Origin of the sequence: Ammoniphilus resinae (genome assembly GCF_017873965.1) — a bacterium.
Classification (GTDB): Bacteria; Bacillota; Bacilli; order Aneurinibacillales; family RAOX-1; genus Ammoniphilus_A; species Ammoniphilus_A resinae.
Map to the genome: position 1 here is coordinate 196,459 of NZ_JAGGKT010000004.1, position 17,348 is coordinate 213,806.

A 17,348-nucleotide genomic window follows, 5' to 3' on the forward strand; every position below is an offset into this window, starting at 1 on the left:
ACGATCGAGGAGTGTTTGGATGGCAAAAGAATTTAAAAACCACCACAACTATCCGTGTGCCGTTTGCCCTCCTCTCATACCTTCAGGATCTGTTCCTCTGCCTTTTCTTATATTCGTTATACCCTTCACTAAACCGCAGCCGCTCCACAAAATCATATGGGTCTGGAACTTCTTGGCCTTTTCCAAAGGGGATTTTTTCCCCGTTATATTCATAATGGAAATCCGTAAATTTAATTTTCTTGAATGGATGGGGTTTGTAAGTATCTTTTTTCCGATCATAGAACTCAAAAAAAAGATATCTTTTTAAAAAATCGAGCTCATTTTTCCTTTCATCTTCATAAGAAATGTCTCTAACGATTTCAGTGATCACACAAGGAGTAACTACAATCGTTCCATCTTGTTCCCAATCTATTCTAATGGGGCGTTTTTCTTCTGCTTCTTTTATCAATTCCACAGGGACCGGAATGACTGCGTGGTTCACACCTTTCATTCGCAACGCCCAAATAACCGGCAATAAAAAAGTATTCCAATTTATCTCCGGGTTTGCCATCAATTTCGCCATTTCTTGTTGGTACTTCTCTGTTAACTCCTCAATTGATTTATCACGGTGTAATAACCTGGCCTCCTGTCGCCCCCCTAACGAACTCCACTCATCATCCTTCAATTCCGCATATTCATTGGCAGCATGAGTAAGCATCGTGACCAATTTTACAAATGGCTTTTCGCAAAAAGGGCATACAAATTTCGAACGGTGGGTATCAAAAGAAAGAATATCATCTTGCTTCTTATAAAGGCTCACGAAATCCCAAAATACTCTTCTTTCATGCCAACCTTTTTCTATTCGCTTCTTAATCCGGTTGTTCCAGAGATGCTGGAATTGGACAAAAGTAATTTCGCCTGATTCTTCTGGAGATGGCAAAGGCTTATACCACAGCTGCTGGAGCATCTTTTTATTATCTTCTTTATAGTACTTAAGATCATCTTCCAAATTCTTAATCAGATCTTTATATTCAGCTTCTATTTTCAATCTTAAATTTTTCTCCCATTCAGGAGGAACTTTGCTAACAACTTTTTGTTCAATTAACCTTTTATTTTCTTTATCTTTACTTTCTAATTCCCTTTTTAGACAAATAATTTCATCTTGTTTTTGTTTTATAATTCCCCTATTGTTATTTTCATTTTTCATTAATGTGTCGATCTGCTTATTTAAGGATTCAATTTCACCTATCTTTTGTTTTATCATTTCCTCATAGTTGTCTTCTACTTCCTTTAAATTCCCTACTTCTTTATTGTTTAGCTGTTCTCTCAGTACTATAATCATGCTTTCAAGTTCTTTTAACCTTGCTTTACTATTACCATCTATTTCTCTTAAAGAGGAAAGGTCCAGTTCTAGTTGGTGGATCTTCTCTTTTAAATCACGGATTTCTTTGTTCTTTAACTTTACCTTATCTTTACTTTCATCTATTCCTTCAAGGTATTCAGTTCCGGCCTTTTCTGCTAATTCTATTAAGTCATCAGGAATGAGGGGTTTTCGTTCCATAATAAAACGGCGTACTTCTGAGGCTTTAAATAAATATCCTTCCTTCTTTGATGACGGCTTTTCTACTCTGATTAGCTCTGCTCGAACCCACTTAAGAACTTGTTGTCGGCTCGATGTAATCCCTGCTTTCGATAAAAGTTTTAATACTTGGCTCGTATTTAATAAGGTTTCCATATGTTCATCCCAATCATTACTTTATCGTTACTTTAATTATAGACAAGTTATGAGTGTAATACACATATTTATTCTAATAGTTAGAATAAATACCCTGCAGAAAAACTTTTGTTAAAAATAAAAACCCCCTTAAAAGGGAGTCTTCAAACAGTAGAATCAGTTATGCTAGACGTGATATAATAGAAATATAATTTTATAACAATCAAAATGGGAGCACCGAAGGAGCCTTTCTTGGCTTATTTCGGTGTTTTTTATTTTCGGAAGGAGGAACATATGAAAAAAACATTGATCATTTTTATAGGATGCTGGTTAATGATTGGTGGTTATCTATTATTAAAACAATCACCCCAATCTAACAACCCAGAAGTACTTAATATTGAAGCTGAAGAACCCCTAAGATGGGTCGTAGGAGATACAAAACAAGGAAATTACAAACCTCCTCATTGGTTAACCGATCCCAACCTGATTCCATATGTAGATGAAAAATCACATCGATTCGAAAAAGTGGAAGCCACTATACCTAACGAAAGATTAATGTCCTTCTTTGCACAGGCGCAGCTAGGGAATGCACAACACATAAGTGGGTTTATCAATCCAATGATTGCACATGAAGATTTTACATCCTTCGAAATTGAAGATATTGATAAGAAACTTGAAGAATACGCCCTTTTAATTTCTAAAAATAATACAATACGCGAAGTGTCTTTATCTGAGCCAAAGCAAATATCCGATAACAAAGTTGTTTTTGACGTAACCATCCACTATGAGAAAGAAACGATTAGCTTAAAAGATATCCCAATGGTAAAAATGACAGAGGACATCAATTGGTTCTTAGACATGAAGTTGTCAGACTTGGTTGAGCTTCTATAAAATAATCCATAAATTTAACTGGATTCGTAAAGTCGCCTAGTTTACAAAACATCGAGATACTTGGAGAACCGGTAAAGGAGTCAATTTCCGGCTTAACCATTAATAATCCAACAATTCTATATTGAGAAGGTTCATCAGCCATAAAACGCTTAATTTCAAACATAAAAAGCCTCCTTGTTATCAAAAAGGGAGCACAGTTAATAAGCCATACAAAGACTTAGATAACGGTACTCCCGATTTTTTTAAAATATGCCATTGACTAAAGTATATAAGAATTTTATGTTTATGCCAAACAACGCATAAAAAAAGGAATTATTTTTTTATAATTATTTGTTTTTCTCCTCTAAATCCCTCATAGCCAGCGATTTTGCCTCTTTGAAAGAATCAAATAAATTTAAAATAATGGTCATAGACGGTCCCCTAACAAGATGACGGTGTTTATTCCATTCTCTTGCCGTAGGTGATTTCCCAAGTAGTTCTGCTAATTTTTTAATTGCTTCTAAAGTCTCTCCATACGTATCTTGATAGGTGTACTTCATAAGGAAGTAACTGTCATCAAAAAAATCCTGATTATACGATATACCATGTTTCTGACAAATATGATAACAAACAGTATGGACCAGAGTCGTGTAATCTAAGACGGCCTCATCGCCAAATTGATTCTTACACAGAGGATCATACACCGATCTTAATTGTGACAGCAGCACAGGGTCCAACCATAAAGATGTGCGAATGAGAGGGAATTCTTCCTTATATACCTCTGCCTTCCCATATCTTGTAACCCTCCGGCCGGGTCTCAGGGGCAGAGGTTTGGGTTCAATAATAAGTTCTTCGGCCATCCTCTCAAACAGCTCGGATACCGATAGCTCATTACCTTTAGCAAAGGATTCGACACTTTCCCATAAAGATCGAAGTATAGTAAACGGGATCGCTGCTTTTAAACCACCATTCATGGTGTGCCCTGTCCATTAACTAAGCTTTTTAACCACGTGAAGGGTACATGACCATAGGCTGTAATCTTATCCCCTAACGAAACAGAAGCATATCTATAATCTTTTACAAATACCCGATCTAAACAACCATCAACCCACATCCCTTTTCTTGGGACATAATGCAAGTAATACCTCTCATACGGGATATGAACTTCTGCACCAACGTCATCTAAATTTTTGAATAAACGGACCAGGACATCAATAATGTTGGATCGGATATCATTAATTTCCTCTTTTCGTGTGTATTGCAATGGAGAGTCCATCCTACCAACCTCCTATCGGCTTGTCACTTAAGAATGACCGATCTTCTTTATGATGGTGCCTCATGTCGGGATTATCTAAATAATATTCCCGAATATCCTCCATCACCCCTATCGATCCTCCCTCTTCTTGAAGAACCGTTAGTTCAACTCCTTGTTTCTCGGCCTCCAGGCGTGCTAACTCAACTCCCAATTCATAGATCGCCTCACGTTGTCCCTGATAAGTAAGAATTCGAGGCACACCAAAGATTGCATTTCCTTTATCTAAACGGACGGATTCGTTTGCCGGAAGAGCTTTCTCCATTCCTCTTTTGGTTTGAACAACTAAAGGATTACCATCGCTGTCTTTGGGGATTTTTGAGTAATCATAGTCCCAGTTTGTTGGTATTTCCTCGTCAAGCGAGTAATAATTATATGAATCTGGTAATACATGCATATACCGAACGAACTGTCCTTCTTCAACGCATTTTTTCGCGTAGTTAGTTGAGTACGCGATTCGATTTTGCTTGTTTAAGACGCAAATTGAGCGGTTAGAATCGTAGTGAGAACACATCGAACAAGTATATATCAACCTTCTTTTCATAATCGTTTCACTCCTTATTTTCTTGCATTTCGTATTAAATGGGCTGGAATATGTTCCTGACAATACAACATGGTAATACTTAATTCTTCCAACATCCTGATATCCTCTTGATTTAAAGGTACTTTACATCGCATACATTGTTGAGTTTTTTCCTCTCTTGACGATCTTTGTGTAGCTGAAACCAATCCGGCCCCAGGATTTTTTGCCCATTTCCGAAATGGAGCTAGATCTTTCCAACCCATTTCAAATTTATCAGCTGCATCGCGCAGGGCATCTGAACCTGCAGAACGGATCGCTTCTTTTAGATTGCGAATCTTTTTTGTATCTGAGTATCTTTGGAGGTTAGAAAACCCTACCCCCTCCCGCTCCGCATCAAGGATCTTCAGCACTCCCGTCACTTGAACAAGGTCTTCTGTTTCATATATCACCGGTGGACCAGTAAGGTGCCAAGACCAATGAACGCCTGCAGCCTCTTCTAAACGATGGATGTAGGGTTGAACAGGAATATATTTACTATTGGGATCTCTTTCCTGGGCTTCCAATGTTCCTTCAGGAAACGGTTCCGTTAGTTTTTTATGTATCTCACGATAAATCTTTTGCATATCTTCAGGCGATAACATCTTCATCACCTCAGTTTCTAATTTTGTAATTATTCTATACTATGTTACCAAAAAATACAATATGAGAAATAAAAAAATGGTAGAACCTTATTATCTACCGTGAGTAGCTCGCGATGTTAAACCCAACATATATATATTTTTATATTTTTACTGGATCTTGGCCCTTCTCTATTTTTTTAAGAAAAGTCCATTTCTTGTTGCTCATCCTGAATGTCGCTGCTCTTAATCGCTTGTTTATCGAGTAAATTAATTAATTTACTTCGATCTACTAGAGTCACGTCTGTTTTTTTGGCTAAATCTATCGCTGGATCTGTAAAATAAGTGTTTGTAACAACCCACGCATCTGTACACTTATAAAACTGTTTACCTGCAATAGCTTCTTGAACAGCTTTGTTCGAAACCTTTCTTTTTAAAGAGTAACACTTGGCTTGGACAGCGGCTTTTTTATTTCCTTTCGAAATAATGAGGTCAGCCCCTTGATCACCGGAAGCAGGGGTCTTTTCTACGCGGTAACCTAAACTAATAAAGAGGTGATACAGACGTTCTTCGAACTCCAAACCACTCATTTGGTCAATGCTGTCTATTCCGCTCCGTTCCACCTTTTCTCGATACTTCCGCTTTCTTTCCGTGTCTTGAATCCATTTAATCACTCTCGAATTCTCTTCATTCGCAGCTCGAAGTTCATTAGCCGCGAAGTTTTTGGCTGGTTCGTTATTAGGCTTAACTCGAAACTCCTTTAAAAAGCTGATAACGGAATAGACGATGATTAGAAAAATAGTCGTGGTTAGAATCATTGGGTAGTATTCCGGGTGAGAATCTTTAAAGCCTAAATGATAAGTGGCGAATCCAATTCCACCTACAACCCAAACCCCACCGAACAAAGATCCCAACGCATTCTCAAGTAGGTTTAAAGGTTTCCTTTCTTGCAATATCCTTTCCTCTATCCACTTGTTGGCAGTACCTTCAAGAAAGCAGTCATCGCAAAAATCAGGTTTATATTTTTCGTACTGAAAATCAAACAAACTATCATTTGTTATTCTGTATTTTTCATTTACTGATTTGCCACAGAAATTACATCCTTGGTCATAGAAGGTAGACGGATTGTTTACAGGAACCTGCGGAGAGGAAGTATGTACTGAATCATATATTAATGGCTCTTTACAGTAGCGGCAGCGTCTATTCTGGTTGACTTCCACCGTATACAGATGGTTTTCACGAGAGCATTTACTACAATTAAGTGTCACGATACTGAATCCACCTACTAATGAAGATCCGCATTCCCCGCACTTAGCTTTGGATATTCTCGTCATATCCATTCGATTTTTTTGCGTACATTGAGGGCACTTAATCATTATCAATCTATACTCGCTCATAAAAAATACCCTCCTTCAATTTCTGTATTTTTATCTTACCATTAATTACTAATTATGTGACCTAAGAACTACTGTATTGGAAGGTTATCGCACATGGAAAGTGGAATATAAATTGAGTGTCTTGTATTTGAAAGGAAGGTGGAGATCAGGATGCAGGATCAACCCTCAGAACATAACAACAATCATGAACTTAACTTACGGGACTTGGATCATGCCTATCTGGAACTAGATTTGCAGAAGATTGAAAGAGAAAGAAAGTTTAGAAGCGATGTGGCCGCAATTATGCGCCAATAGATCAAGTTGGCAGGGTACATTATGTAGATCATTCTAAAGGAATAGTAGAATCATTGTTGGCTAGGCGTGGGGATATTGTAGACATCAGGATAGAGGGGAAGGCTTAAAGATTGCCCCTCTATCGATACAATGTCGCCAATAAATTACTGAATTATTCTAAACTAAATTTCCTCTTACCTAAAGAAATTGCCGGATAATAAACAGTTGAATTTCCGATTGATTTTTTTTCATTTGTGATTTTAAAATGAGTACCTTCTTTGGGGAAATATTTACATACAGCATTCACAGCGGATTCTAAGTTACCATGGGCATTGGCTAAGGCTTTTAAAAATATCCTAATACTTATAACCCTTTCATCTTCCTGAGAAATCGAATCAATCAGCCCACTCCCCACTGTAATTCGTGTTAATACAAAGCATTTTAAGTTTTTAACCGGCAGTTTTTCTCCGAATGCATTCAACATAAACTCTTGCTGATTGCAGAGTATTCCTGACTTGTATCCAATAATTTGATTTAGTCCTTTTTCTATTTCTAAGTCCTTATTTTTTACCTCGATATAGGTTGCTGGTTCGGTAAACCATTTTAGTTCAAGAGCAACCAGAGATTTTGTTTTTTTATCATATATTACAAAATCAACATCGGGCAAAGGTTCTTTTAAAGGAACCTTTGCTGAAGTAAGTAAATTGGTATATTTTTTGATTTTGGATTGTAACTCTAAAATAAAAAAGTCTTCTTTTAATGATGAATTATCCTCTTCGCCTTTTTGATTACCGTATTTCCTGTATAATGCTGATACAACATTTCTACAGGCATTATATGTATAAGCTAGGCTAGGGCTGAGAACTCTTCTCCCGTCTTGTAACTGAACAAATGGTTCTGTCCTTAACGTTGTAAATCTACCTTTTGCATTGGGAACATACGTTAAATCATTAATTAAACCTTGGATAGTATCATCTTCTAAATTGGAATTACTCCAGGGCAGTTCATCTATTACTACAATTGAAAGAAGTGGTTCTGATTCTTCCTTCAGAAAATCATTATATAAACGACACCGGTAGACTGCGGTCATAACTTGAATCCAAAATTTTTCTATTTGTTCTATAGTGTACTTCCCTATTTTCAATTCGTTAGGTAAATCAAAATAAGTATTAATATTTATTTCTGCCATTCCACTAGAGAGATCTTCAATAGATCCGTTATTTTTATTTAACTTTCTTGCTAATTCACCTTCAGCTTCGCTAAATAACTTCTCTTTTATACTATTATAATCGTGCAATAAATACTCGTTAATTGCCTCAAAGACCGCAATTTTTTCAGTTTTATACTGGAATTTAATGCGTTCTTTATTAGGTTTTTCATTCAATACTTGGGCGTTAAATATTCCTTGCCGATACGGTTTAAAAAGTTCCACCGCTATCCGATACTGGCTGGCTTTTATGTAGGCATCACTCATTAAATCTTCAAGATTAATAGATTTATCTTCATTATTTTTTTATTAGATGTGTTTTTTTGCAGTATTTTCTCCGTTATAATTTCCAAAACAGCCGGCAAGTTCTGTAAAGATTTTCTAGCGGAATGTCTCTTTCTTATATCGTCCGATGCTAATTCACTAGCAAATTGTTTACACGTTTTTTCATGATACTCGAATAAGTTTAGTAAAGCCGTATCTCTGTCTAGCTTGAAAATTTCTAAATTCTCCATCCCACTATCTATAATGGACTCTATGTCGTTTACTGTTTTCACTTCTTCCTCCTAATTTTCGAAAGGATATTCTGCTAATTATAATAAAGTTTCGTTTGTAAGAGTTTGCCTCTAATTAGGGTTGGTGACACTTAAAGCGAACATCCGAGGTAAAAAGTCACCAATCGCTTAACCTCTGTTTTTAGTACATGGGTCAAATAGGCAAAAGTATGATGATACCCGCAATAAATGTAATTCCATTCAACACCCGTGTCGGATCTGGTTTCTTCATATATTTTAATACCAATTTTCTTTAGTGATTTTTTGGTATTTATATAGTCCTTCTCGACCCTCTAAAAGCCTGATTTATTTATTGGATATACGGTTCTTGAAAATGCAAATCAGAATCCTCTATTTTAAATCACGTTGAAAGACCCGGATGAAATTTGTAGACAAGCAGCTTATAGAGAAAATAAAAGCACAAGAAAACCCAGCTTTTCGGCTGGGTTTTAACTTAATGTACCAACTTCATCTGGATTTATTTGCCATGGCAAATTAGGTATTGAGTGCAAACCACTGTATCCTTGTCGTTCATGTTTGAAGTTTTTAAACAAGGCTTTTAATTCCTCTACAGAATTTACACCGAATAGGTATTTGACCTTTTCGAAATGTCGTAATGACTTTAATCTGTGCAACACTTGGATTCTATTGCTGGTTCCACCATAGACATATAAACGTGGAAACCAGGGCCAATCATGTCCCTTAAGGACAGCTGTATAATACAAAAGTAAGTCAGCATCCACTATTTTTTGTTTCGGATACTTTCTCAACGTTGATCTATGTGCCATAGTATCTGCCGTAATACTGTACAAATTAGAGTCAAGACGACGTTTTCTGTATTCATCAAGGGAGTATAAATAGTCATAGAACACCTTAAGGTTGCTGTATTCTGCATGACCATGCCGGTCCTTAATATAAAATTCGGTATCAAGGAATTCTCCAGCTTCTTTATAACGACCATTTTCGATTAAGACTGCAATTGTATAAATTAATAACTCTTGAATTAGAAATTTATAGTGATCCCATTGATAGCTGTGGGTGTTTTGTTGGTTTTCAGAACTATAGGTAAACCTTTGAATATCTTCAAAAAAGTTAATCAATGGTTCAATATCAACGTACTCATGGGCTGAACAAAGAAGCTCCAAAAATTCAACATAATCATCCCTCAACGGAAGGGTATCATTAATTCTATCCATGATCAGTTGATCATATGGGTCTTCCATTGTATCAATTTGGAGCTGATCCATACTATCAAAATACGCATGAATAAACTCACTTGTTAAACTGCGAAATCGCGCTGGATTATTTCAAACGATAGCATCGCGCAATTGTTTAATTACATTGGTAGTTTTATAACGAATCGGAGCATCTTCAAATAAGAACGCAGGCGCTGAACCTAATGAAGGTTTACGATACAACGGTCGATTATAAAGATTACGAAGTAGTTCCTCAAATCCTTTCTCATACGTTTCTTCAGAGGAAAGATCAATGTACTTCCTCGTTTTGATAAAAGTCGGTATATAAGTACCTCCTTGTGAATCCCGCTCCGATACAATTGGAATAAACTTTTCTTGTTGGTTATGAGTGTATACTTCTGGTGAAATAATAGCGGCCTCTGTACCAACTCCTCCACGTCCAGCATTGGCCTTCTCCATGTACCCTCGATCGCAAATGATTAATACCTTATCGATGTCTGGAGAGTTAACCATGCTTTCCATGAATTTATAGGTGTCATGTCCCTCTACCAAATCCCATTTATCCAGTGTAACCGATACACCATTTTCCTCCATAAGCCTTGAAGCCAATTCTAGAACCCATTCTTCATGTTCTGGTGTAGTCCAACTGTATGAAATAAATACATTTGGAATTGAAATTTCGCGTTTAGTCAATTCGCTTTCCTCCCCTCTTAATTTTTGACAAAATATTAATTATTAATTAAATATCCCAAGAACCAATATGAATATCTGGATGATCAACCATAATAGGCTAATGAAAATAACTCCAACTAGCACAATTCTGATTTTCATCATCAAGGATTCTTTTTTCATTCACTTCCACCTACATTTCATTAGCAAAAAACAAAGTCTGGATAAAAGAACCTAGACTACCTTACCAATATTAATTTAATTCAGAACAATCAAGACGCTGGTAAATATTGAATTAAAAAGCACAAATTACTTCAAACCTTGATGTTAGAATTCTAAATCAAAAGGTGTATTATTCCCACACATTAATTCAGCCTGCCTCATTACAACCTCAAGGGCGTGTTTGGCTTGGTTTGGAGGATAGTCGTATTTCTTTAACAACCGCTTAATGATTTTCCTCATCCCTGCTTGAGCACTCTTTCGAATACTCCAATCAATGGTGAGGTTCCCCCTAATGGCACTGGTTAATTCAAGGGCTATTTTCTTTAAAGTTTCATCGTCCATAAATTCTTTAATGGCAACATCGGCTGTCAAAGCATCATAGAAAGCAATCTCGTCTTCGTTTAACCCAAGATCATTTTCTTGATCCTTCATTTTCTTCATTTCTTTAGCCATTCGGATAAGTTCTTCAATGACTTCAGCATTAGTAATCGCTTGATTGCGGTATTTGTTTAATGCCTTTTTTAGTTTTTCAGAGAACTTCTCTGATTTAACAAGGTTTCTTTTCTCCATTACCTTTAAGTTACCTTCAAGCAGCTTTTTCAACATTTCTACTGCTAAGTTCTTATGCTGAAGATGACGTACTTCTTCCAGAAACTCCTCTGATAGAATAGAGACTTCAGGTTGTTTGAATCCGAGTGTATCGAAAACATCGATAACATCTTCAGAGATAAGGGAACGCTCTAGCATTTGGTTAACTCTAGCTTCGATCTCTTTTTTTGACTTCTTCTGTGGACTCTTACTTTCTAGTTTAGCAAGACTCGCTTTCACTGCTTTGAAATAACTGACTTCAAGAGCAGAGTCTTTTCCTTCCTTAGTTGCAGCACATAGAGAATGCGCTTTGGCTAATTCAATAGTTAATTGTTTAAACTCTTTTTGTTGCTTCTCTTTTAACCCAAGGACAAAGTTCATCCCGCCTGTAATGGCTCGTATTCTTGCAGCTTGTGAAGCTCCCATATAGGCAGAATAGTCATATCCATGAAAAATACCATGTAGTACTTCTAATTTTTCTTGCATGACAGCGATGGCTGAATCGGTATCGATCCCCGTGTTTTTCTTATCGCTATCTGTATATTGTTTTAAAGCTTTTTTTAAGCTCTCTAAAATACCAATATAGTCAACAACTACACCGCCCGCTTTATCCTTAAATACACGATTTACCCTGGCAATCGCCTGCATTAAATTATGCCCTTGCATCGGCTTGTCGATATACATGGTATGCATGGATGGGACGTCAAATCCTGTTAGCCACATATCTCGAACGATTACAATTTTCAGTTCATCGCCATTATCTTTCATCCGTCTGGCTAATGTATCACGTCGTTGTTTCCCGCCAATATGTTTTTGTAACCGGTCAGTATCACCAGCACTTCCCGTCATGACAACTTTGATTACGCCTTTATCAAGATCATCGCTATGCCATTCAGGTCGAAGCTTAACGATCTCATCATACAAATCAACACAAATTCTCCGACTCATACAAACAATCATAGCCTTTCCGGAAATAGTGTTAGACTTTTCTTCATAGTGTTCCACAATATCTTTGGCGAGCATTTTCACCCGATTTGGGGAACCTACGACGGCTTCTAGGCGAGACCATTTTGATTTATACTTTTCACGATCATTGTCTTCTTGACCTTCTGTGATTTCTTCAAATTCATCATCAATTTTCTTAAGTTCTTCATCATCCGATTCTAATTTGATAATCCGATTTTCATAATAGATTTTAACGGTGGCTTCATCTTCAACCGCTCTGGTCATATCATAGATATCGATATAATTCCCAAATATAGCAGGTGTTGATTTGTCTTCTAACTCTATGGGCGTCCCAGTAAATCCAATAAAGGAAGCATTAGGCAGGGCATCACGTAAGTACTTTGCATAACCATACTTCACCTCGCCTGTCTTACTATCTGTTCTCGCTTCTAATCCATACTGACTGCGGTGAGCTTCATCCGCGATAATAATGACATTTTTCCGATCTGTTAAAACAGGCATTTCGCCTTCTTCAGGTTTAAACTTCTGGATGGTAGTGAAAATAATGCCTCCAGATTGACGATCATTTAAAAGGTCGAACAATCCGTTCAACTCTTTCGCATTATCTTTGGTTTGTTGTTTCTTCTGTTCTTCCGTTAATTTTCGAACGTGCGCTTGTTTTGGTTTTTGGCGTAAAATATCTTCTGATTTGGCAAAAGTGGTATAAAGTTGATCATCCAAGTCGTTGCGGTCAGTAATGACGACAATCGTCGGATTGTTTAATTCTCTTACTAATGCTGCTGTATAAAAGACCATGGAGTAACTTTTACCAGATCCTTGGGTATGCCAAATCACCCCGATCTTTCGATCTCCTTGTTCAGCGGTTGCTTGCTTCGTACTTTCTACCGCTTTCTTTACTGCAAAATATTGATGATAGGCTGCTAAAATCTTAATGATGCTTTTCTTTTCTCCGATTTTTTTTCCTTCCTCATCAACCTCAGGATCATTTGATTCTTGGAATAAGATAAAATTTTGAATGGTATCCAACAACCTTTTTTGATCTAGCATCCCACGAATCATTACTTCATACTGCGGCATTTCAAGTGGTTCAATATTTACCCCGTCGACGCTACGCCAATTCATGTAGCGTTCTTCATTGGATGTAATTGTCCCGGCTTTCGCATTAATCCCATCAGATAATATACAGAATGCATTGTAATGAAATAATGAAGGGATGTCCTCTTTATAGGTTTGAATCTGATTGTAGGCATTCTCTAACCCGACATTTTCATCAGAAGCAGATTTCAATTCAATGACCACAAATGGAATACCATTAATAAAGATGAGTACATCGGGTCTACGTTCTTCACTTCCGATTACCGTAAACTGATTCACTGCTAGAAACTCATTTCGTTCCGGGTGATCAAAATCTACAATGATTGCCTTTTCCGTCTTAATTTCACCATTCTTGCGAAAAGTGACGTCAATCCCTTCAACCAGAAGGGATTGGAACTGTCGATTGTTTTCGATTAAAGATGGACTATTAGCTGAAATAATTCTTCGGTACGCCTCTTCTATCGCTTCATCGGGCAGTTCTCGGTTCAGCTTAAAAAGGGCATCACGAAGCCGTTGCTCTAAAATGACTTCTCGATAATCCAATCGCTCGGGTCTCTCTCCATCATGACCGATTTCTGGGCCAAACGCATAATCATAGCCCATTTCTTGGAGAATTTCGATAACAGCCTCTTCTAGAAGGTCTTCGGTGAAATTTTCGTATAGGCTCATTGGCTTGCCTCCTTTCGCGTTTTGGAATTTCTTAATCCGCTGGTACTCTGATTTCTCCAGACAAGAGTTTGGGGAGAAGGGTGTCACGGAGATTAGATAGAACTCTAATCTCTTTAGTATAAATAAGTATTTGTTCATCAAGATTTCTTACGATATTATCAAATGAATCCATTAATTCAGCCCGTGGAATTAAAATTTTAATATGTTCGAGTTCTTTTTTAGTAATTGAATTAAAAATAGTACCTGACCCAAATCTATCTTCCACTTCAAAGGTTTTTTGTAATAGATAGTATAAATAAGAATTACAGTTGTTCTTTGAATTTATTGCTCCCAAACCGCGACCTATTATTAATTCAGAATCAGCAATATTTAATCTCCCAACGGGGGCACGTACGCTAATTAAGATACTTCCTTCTTTTGCTACACGGAGCGCCTGGGTACAAAATGTGCTATGAGTTGGATATCGATAACCAAAATTGCTTACTCCCTGATGAAAAGGTAGCCCATCTTCCTCAGTATTGTAGAATTCTGATTTAGGTGATTGTCCCATCAATATTTCAGCGATTTCTAGTAACTTTCCAACCTTCCACCCTCTAGGTATCATCCCAAGTTCACTTTCGACCATTTCTCCACCACTAGACTTATAGGGCTTACCATCTTCATTTGGAAATTCAAAATCAATAAACCATTGTTTGAATATCGCTTGTGCAATTTCTTCTAGCTTTATGTTAATTTGGTTATTGGTTTCGATTTTTTCATCGAGGGATGAAAGAATATTTGCTATGGATTTTTGCTCTTCTAGAGGTGGGAGGAATACTGGAAGCGCATAAAAATCATTTCGACTGGTAGATGGGATAGCCGAACCACTATCCATACTATTGATGTCCTTTGTTAACAATTCATAATAAGCCCATCTTAAGTCTAGCTCGTCCAAATTCCTAGGCTTAATATAGAAAGCAGTGTCAATTACATAAAAGGGCTTTTTTGAAAAATGAACTCCTCTATATGCACCCTTCCTACCAATTATTACTCCCGGTGTCTTAGAAAGAAACTCATTATGAAATCCTATTTGACCATTGGTTCCATAAACTGGATAACCACTAGTCTTCTCTTTATAGCCTCTTAATGCTTTTCCATATTCAAGCGTAACAATATCGCCCCACTTTAACTGTTTCCATGAATCCTTAAAACCCATATCCAATCCCCCCTAGATTTTTTCTAATCTCCTCTTCTAGGCGGCGTGACAAAGCAAATAGCTCTCCTAACTCACTTGTCAATTTCTCCATCTTCTCATCAAATGGAATCCCATCATCCTCAGTTTCCTCGATCCCCACGTAACGGCCGGGAGTTATTACATATTCATGCTCCCGAACCTGTTCAATTTTGGCTGCTTTACAGAATCCTTGAATATCTTCGTATTTTCCATTTACATTACGCCAGTTGTGATAAGTGTCTGCAATTTTATGAATCTCTTCATTGCTCAATTCTCGGTGGCGTCGATCCACCATGGTTCCCAAGTTCCGAGCATCAATGAATAAGATTTCATGCTCGCGATTGCGGAATGTAGCATGTTCCTTTTTGTTTCGATTGAGTATCCATAAACATACTGGGATCCCTGTGGAGTAAAATAACTTATCAGGTAAGGCTACGATACAATCCACTAAATCTGCTTCAATTAAATTTTTCCGGATCTCTCCTTCATTGGAAGTATTAGAGCTCAGAGACCCGTTTGCAAGAACAATCCCTGCTACGCCATTTGGTGATAAATGATAAACCATGTGTTGTAACCAGGCATAGTTGGCATTCCCTTCTGGAGGTGTTCCATATTTCCATCGAACATCATCCGCTAATTGGCTTCCGCCCCAATCACTAATGTTGAATGGTGGATTGGCTAAGATATAATCTGCCTTTAATGTGCGGTGTAAATCGTTATGAAAAGTGTCCGCATGTTCAGTACCTAAATTGGCATCCAATCCCCGAATGGCTAGGTTCATGCGACACAGTTTCCATGTTGTTGAGTTTAACTCCTGTCCATAGATCGACAAGTTTCCGATTTTCCCTTGATGTTCTTCAACAAATTTTTCACTTTGAATGAACATTCCACCGCTTCCACAACAAGGGTCATAAATGCGCCCCTCATAGGGTTCAATCATTTCTACTAAAGTTTTAACTACACTGGTTGGGGTATAGAATTCGCCCCCGCCTTTTCCTTCTACACTCGCAAATTTGCCCAAGAAATATTCATAAACTCGTCCAAGTAAATCTTTTTCACCGTTAGCATGTAATTTAATAGTAGAGATTAAGTCAATTAACTCTCCTAATCGGCGTTTATCTAATTCCGGACGGGCATACCGTTTGTCTAACACCCCTTTTAATGTAGGGTTTTCTTTTTCAATTAAAATCATCGCATCATCAATAATTTGGCCAATCTTTGTATCCTTGGCATGGTCTTTTATGTATTCCCAACGAGCTTCAGCGGGAACCCAGAAAATGTTTTCAGATTCATACTCGTCACGGTCTTCTTCGAAGCCATCCCCTTCTTCTAAAAGCTCATTATATTTCGTTTCAAATTTATCTGAGATGTACTTTAAAAAGATAAGACCTAGTACAATATGCTTATATTCAGCAGAGTCCATACTGCCTCTCAATTTATCTGCTGCTTTCCATAACGTTTCTTCAAATCCAACATTAGCTGTCGTAGTTGTCATTTTTATTTCCCCCCATTATTTGTATAAATCAATAATTATGGTCATCGAAGACCTCAAATATTGCACTTTCAAACTCCTCTTGCTCTGGCCCTGAAGATACCCAGTCAGGCAAAACCTCTAAATAATGGGCTAATGCTTCAATGGTTTTATGAAGCATACCTTCATGTTGGGCTTTTTCTAGCAATTCCACCATAAGTTTGAAAGTATCTATATATGGATGAGCATCCACAATTTCTATGGCTGATTTAAATCTAGAAACGAGCTTTGCCTTTTCAATCTGACGTTCTAATGTATTGATTTCTTCTCTATCATAGACAGGGACCTCAACAAGATCGTTAATTTCTCCAATCATGAACTGCATCTCATGTTTTTTTATAACTGGATTAAGATCACGTTTCAGCTTTTCTTTTTGAATTTCTAGTTTATCGATCTCAGTTAATTCCGTAACAAAATAATCTTGGTTTAAACCAAAAATCTCCTCTAAAATAGGTAAATATTTTTTAGGAATGTTTTGTTTCCCTTTAATCCAAAGATTAATGTTCTGTTTCTTTATTCCTAGCTTTTCGGCAAGTTCAACATGTTGCATGTTATATACGCTAAGAATATATTCCAGCCCAAACAACGAATCACATCCCTAAACATATTTATTGTCTTAGTCAATTAAACCTATTATAAAACCATTTATTGTCTTGGTCAATTACCATTTCTTCAAAATATCTCCATTACATCGAGTACCATATGTATATTCCCCCATACTTCTAGGCGGTGATCACTTAATCGAATTGAATT

At 37.1% G+C, this 17,348-nt stretch carries 16 protein-coding genes and 1 pseudogene; 2 read left to right on the forward strand and 15 right to left on the reverse strand.

The genetic code is table 11. From position 1 onward, the window contains the following. Positions 1 to 82: 82 nt before the first annotated feature. Positions 83 to 1,714: a hypothetical protein gene (locus J2Z37_RS09545; protein ID WP_209810025.1), complete on the reverse strand. Its 1,632-nt coding sequence runs from the start codon at positions 1,712 to 1,714 to the stop codon at positions 83 to 85. 273 nt (positions 1,715 to 1,987) lie between these two features. On the opposite strand from J2Z37_RS09545, the gene J2Z37_RS09550 reads away from it, so the two are divergent. Beyond that, a complete protein-coding gene (locus J2Z37_RS09550) occupies positions 1,988 to 2,584 on the forward strand; it encodes a hypothetical protein (protein ID WP_209810026.1) in 597 nt (198 codons plus the stop codon). Between the two features lie 326 nt (positions 2,585 to 2,910). Here J2Z37_RS09550 and J2Z37_RS09555 read toward each other — a convergent pair whose 3' ends face one another. The 5 genes from J2Z37_RS09555 to J2Z37_RS25500 form a co-directional block, all read right to left on the reverse strand. Beyond that, positions 2,911 to 3,537, reverse strand: coding sequence for a hypothetical protein (locus J2Z37_RS09555; RefSeq protein WP_209810027.1), 627 nt, complete (start codon positions 3,535 to 3,537; stop codon positions 2,911 to 2,913). Then, on the reverse strand, positions 3,534 to 3,839 hold the full coding sequence (locus tag J2Z37_RS09560; RefSeq protein WP_209810028.1) for a hypothetical protein: 306 nt from the start codon (positions 3,837 to 3,839) through the stop codon (positions 3,534 to 3,536). The genes J2Z37_RS09555 and J2Z37_RS09560 overlap by 4 nt, the downstream gene beginning before the upstream one ends. Before the next feature lies 1 nt (position 3,840). Beyond that, entirely contained in the window at positions 3,841 to 4,419 is a 579-nt protein-coding gene (locus tag J2Z37_RS09565; protein ID WP_209810029.1) for a hypothetical protein, read from the reverse strand. 14 nt (positions 4,420 to 4,433) lie between these two features. Further along, entirely contained in the window at positions 4,434 to 5,039 is a 606-nt protein-coding gene (locus J2Z37_RS09570; RefSeq protein ID WP_209810030.1) for a hypothetical protein, read from the reverse strand. Between the two features lie 176 nt (positions 5,040 to 5,215). Then, on the reverse strand, positions 5,216 to 6,412 hold the full coding sequence (locus tag J2Z37_RS25500; protein WP_245203690.1) for a restriction endonuclease: 1,197 nt from the start codon (positions 6,410 to 6,412) through the stop codon (positions 5,216 to 5,218). A 150-nt stretch (positions 6,413 to 6,562) separates the two neighbouring features. Here J2Z37_RS25500 and J2Z37_RS09580 point away from each other — a divergent pair, with 150 nt between their 5' ends. Then, positions 6,563 to 6,706, forward strand: coding sequence for a hypothetical protein (locus J2Z37_RS09580; RefSeq protein WP_209810031.1), 144 nt, complete (start codon positions 6,563 to 6,565; stop codon positions 6,704 to 6,706). Between the two features lie 151 nt (positions 6,707 to 6,857). Here J2Z37_RS09580 and J2Z37_RS09585 read toward each other — a convergent pair whose 3' ends face one another. The 9 genes and pseudogenes from J2Z37_RS09585 to J2Z37_RS09620 all read right to left on the reverse strand — a co-directional run bounded on the left by J2Z37_RS09585 (position 6,858) and on the right by J2Z37_RS09620 (position 17,145). Beyond that, positions 6,858 to 8,159 (reverse strand): hypothetical protein, encoded by a 1,302-nt coding sequence (locus J2Z37_RS09585; RefSeq protein ID WP_209810032.1) that lies wholly within the window; start codon positions 8,157 to 8,159, stop codon positions 6,858 to 6,860. Next, entirely contained in the window at positions 8,159 to 8,449 is a 291-nt protein-coding gene (locus J2Z37_RS09590) for a hypothetical protein (RefSeq protein WP_209810033.1), read from the reverse strand. The genes J2Z37_RS09585 and J2Z37_RS09590 overlap by 1 nt, the downstream gene beginning before the upstream one ends. Before the next feature lie 89 nt (positions 8,450 to 8,538). Next, positions 8,539 to 8,727, reverse strand: a pseudogene (locus J2Z37_RS26230) (YhjD family protein); the annotation flags it as partial. A 168-nt stretch (positions 8,728 to 8,895) separates the two neighbouring features. Beyond that, positions 8,896 to 9,642 (reverse strand): hypothetical protein, encoded by a 747-nt coding sequence (locus J2Z37_RS09595; RefSeq protein ID WP_209810034.1) that lies wholly within the window; start codon positions 9,640 to 9,642, stop codon positions 8,896 to 8,898. 111 nt (positions 9,643 to 9,753) lie between these two features. Beyond that, on the reverse strand, positions 9,754 to 10,335 hold the full coding sequence (locus tag J2Z37_RS09600; RefSeq protein ID WP_209810035.1) for a TIR domain-containing protein: 582 nt from the start codon (positions 10,333 to 10,335) through the stop codon (positions 9,754 to 9,756). Between the two features lie 303 nt (positions 10,336 to 10,638). Continuing rightward, a complete protein-coding gene (locus J2Z37_RS09605) occupies positions 10,639 to 13,851 on the reverse strand; it encodes a type I restriction endonuclease subunit R (RefSeq protein ID WP_209810036.1) in 3,213 nt (1,070 codons plus the stop codon). A 31-nt stretch (positions 13,852 to 13,882) separates the two neighbouring features. After that, a complete protein-coding gene (locus J2Z37_RS09610) occupies positions 13,883 to 15,046 on the reverse strand; it encodes a restriction endonuclease subunit S (RefSeq protein WP_209810037.1) in 1,164 nt (387 codons plus the stop codon). After that, complete coding sequence (locus J2Z37_RS09615) at positions 15,036 to 16,559, reverse strand: class I SAM-dependent DNA methyltransferase (RefSeq protein WP_209810038.1); 1,524 nt, start codon at positions 16,557 to 16,559, stop codon at positions 15,036 to 15,038. The genes J2Z37_RS09610 and J2Z37_RS09615 overlap by 11 nt, the downstream gene beginning before the upstream one ends. Positions 16,560 to 16,587: 28 nt before the next feature. Then, complete coding sequence (locus J2Z37_RS09620) at positions 16,588 to 17,145, reverse strand: helix-turn-helix domain-containing protein (protein WP_245203691.1); 558 nt, start codon at positions 17,143 to 17,145, stop codon at positions 16,588 to 16,590. Positions 17,146 to 17,348 lie beyond the last annotated feature (203 nt).